General features: G+C 60.4%; 3 protein-coding genes. All 3 read right to left on the reverse strand.

What is annotated here, in order from left to right; translation table 11 throughout:
- On the reverse strand, positions 1 to 334 hold a 334-nt coding region (locus AC11W3_RS02440), incomplete at its 3' end, for a transposase (protein ID WP_484092419.1).
- A 144-nt stretch (positions 335 to 478) separates the two neighbouring features.
- Positions 479 to 2026 (reverse strand): hypothetical protein, encoded by a 1548-nt coding sequence (locus AC11W3_RS02445; RefSeq protein ID WP_484092420.1) that lies wholly within the window; start codon positions 2024 to 2026, stop codon positions 479 to 481.
- A 99-nt stretch (positions 2027 to 2125) separates the two neighbouring features.
- Positions 2126 to 2663 (reverse strand): IS630 family transposase (locus AC11W3_RS02450; protein ID WP_484092421.1); only part of this gene is annotated, 538 nt, incomplete at its 5' end.

The following is a 2663-nucleotide window of genomic DNA, read 5'->3' on the forward strand; positions in this document are numbered from 1 at the left end:
TTAGCGCCCGCACCGAGGCGCTGTCGATCACCGCACGTTCCAGGTTGATTCGGCCGCGCCGGCCCAGGACGCGCAACAGCCTCTGGTGCAACTGGGGCCAAACTCCTAGTTGCGTCCAGGCACGAAAACGCCGCCAGCAGGTACTCCCGCTGCCGTATCCCAAGCGGGTCGGTAGCATCTGCCAGGGCATGCCGGTCTTGAGCACCAAGATGATCCCCTCCAGGCAAGCGCGGTCGGGGACCGGCGGCCGCCCCCCTTTGGGGGAACGCTCGTGCTCGGGAAGGAACGGCGCGATCGCTTTCCACAACGTCTCCGAAACTCGCTGCTTGGCCATCGTTTCCTCCTCAGCGATGGTGTTTTAGACTTGCAGAGTATCTCTGCTATCTATACGAACAACCACTGCCGAGGGTTCTGAAACAGCTTCTTAGATTCTACCTCCGTACCTCCTCTGCGCCCTGCGCGCATGTTTTTCGATTGATCAAGCCGCGCGAGCGACAGATGTTGGAAGCCCATAGTGATACAGCCGCACGACCGCCCCGAGCAATTGGTGGCCTTTTTGGCTGACGTGCCATCGCCGGCTGTGCGGCACTTTCACGATCAACCCGCGCACGTGCAAACGCTTCAGCATTCGACCCACCGCGTGGCTCTGGCGGCGACGTTCAGCGGCATCCTCGGTCAATCCGTAGAGCGCCTCCCGGATGTCGGCGTTGTGGAATCCACGTACCAGGTGGTTGCCATCCAGCACCGCACCGAACAGCTTCACGTCGGCACCAACGGCCGGATTGAACCCCGTATGACTGCGGCCGGCGACCACCACTGGCTTGGTGAGTTCCTCGATCTGACGATAGGCCGGCGCCGGATCGTCGACCACCGAGAGAGCCTCCAGGTAGCGCTGGTTGGCAGCCAGCGACACTTCGCGGTAGCGGTACAGGTTGATCACCCCTTTATTCATCGGGCACCAGACCATCTCGCGGCGGCCCTCACGGGTTCGCAATCGCCGCACTCGGAACTCCCGCGGATTGTTGATAACCGTCTCGATCCGCAGGACCAGGGCGAATTTGTCGTACATCTTCAGCCAGTTGTTCTTCATCCGATGTTTGATCCTGGCACCGGGCCAGCGTCCCTTCTGGCAATCAGTGAGGACTTCGCCGTCGAACCGGGGATGAAACCGTCGGCCCAGGAATGTCAGGATGTCCCGGGCCGAGAAGTTCACTGCGGCATGGTCCAGCAACCGCGGGTAGAGACCGGCCAGCGCCTCACGGCTGGTGAAGACCAGATCGGTGGAAAATTCCGCTTGGTCGATAACCCAGTAATAGCTGAGGCCGCGAAACCACGGCTGCTTCATCAGAGGATTGACCTGCCGCGCCAGGCGGTTGAGGATCTTGCGCCAGTTTTGATCGACGAACGAATCGGCCAGTTCCTGAGCGGCCTTGGGATCGTCGAGGGCCGTGAAGGCGTTGTCTTGGAGATTGAACCCCAGTCTTCGCTTGAGCATCTGCCTTTCCAGCCACGAGTGGCCGTTGAGGTAGATCTGGACGGTGAACGGGAACCAGGTCGTCAATCGGACATAGATCAGGCCCAAGTCGGGGTCAAGAAAGTAGAAGTAAAGCACGCGCTGCACTCGGCGTGCGTTGATCAGGCGAGGCCGGTCCTTGGCCTGGACCAGCCTGAAGCTCGGGCAGCATTCCATGCAGCAGAGGACGCAGATCAGGCCGTCGTTGATCGGTCGCTGCCGCAACAGCTTGGCGACGAGCTTGTCTTTGCGGCAAGCACCTTGGAGATAGTGGTACTCGGCACCGACCTCTTGGACCAGGCGCTTGGCGAAATCGACCAGGGTCTGGGACTGTTCCTCAGCGAAGTTCATGAAGTCTTTGCGTCGGATCTTGAGAACATAATCAACGAACCCCTCGAGAGCCGGTCCATTGGTGATGGGCAGATAACCCTTGAAGATCACCCGATCGAAGCAAGAAAGCACGGCGACGATCAGGCTGATAAACTTGGTGACGAAGCGCGACAGCGTCTTCACGGCGTTCTCCTCCAGGTTGGGGCTCGTTCCAAACCCATTCTGGCGGGAGAACGCTGGTTTTGATCATCCTCTTTGGTTGCGGCTTCGCCGCGTTATACTCTACGCGGCCAATAGTGGCACATTTCCAAATGTCTGGAACCTGTGCGTCAGCAGCGTCTCCATCTCGCCCTTGTGGACCGTTGGCAGGTCGTCCAGACACCGGTCGATGGCGGTGGTGAATTGCCCGAAATCCTCGTAGTACGTCGAGTCCAACGACTCCGTGCGCAGGAACCGCCAGAGCCGCTCGATCAGGTTCAGGTTGGGTGAGTAACCCGGCAGGTACAGCAACTCGATCTTCAACGACTTCGCCAGCGTTTGCACTACGGCGCACTTTTGATACCGGGCGTTGTCCAGCACCAATGTGATCGGCAAGCCCACGCTGGCTGCGGCGACGGCCTGCAGCAGGGCACAGACCGACTCGGCGTTGATGTAATCGTGGTTCGTCACCCGGATCAACCGGTGCGTCACCGCGTCCAGCGCCCCCAGGACGTTGTACCGCTTGCGGCCCGAGGCCGCCCGCACGAACAACCGGACCGCGCACCACAAGAAGCCCAGAAACGGGGCGAAGACGAAGTGGGCGGCGTCGACGAAGTAGACT

The sequence above is a fragment of the Geomonas sp. genome, assembly GCF_056994735.1.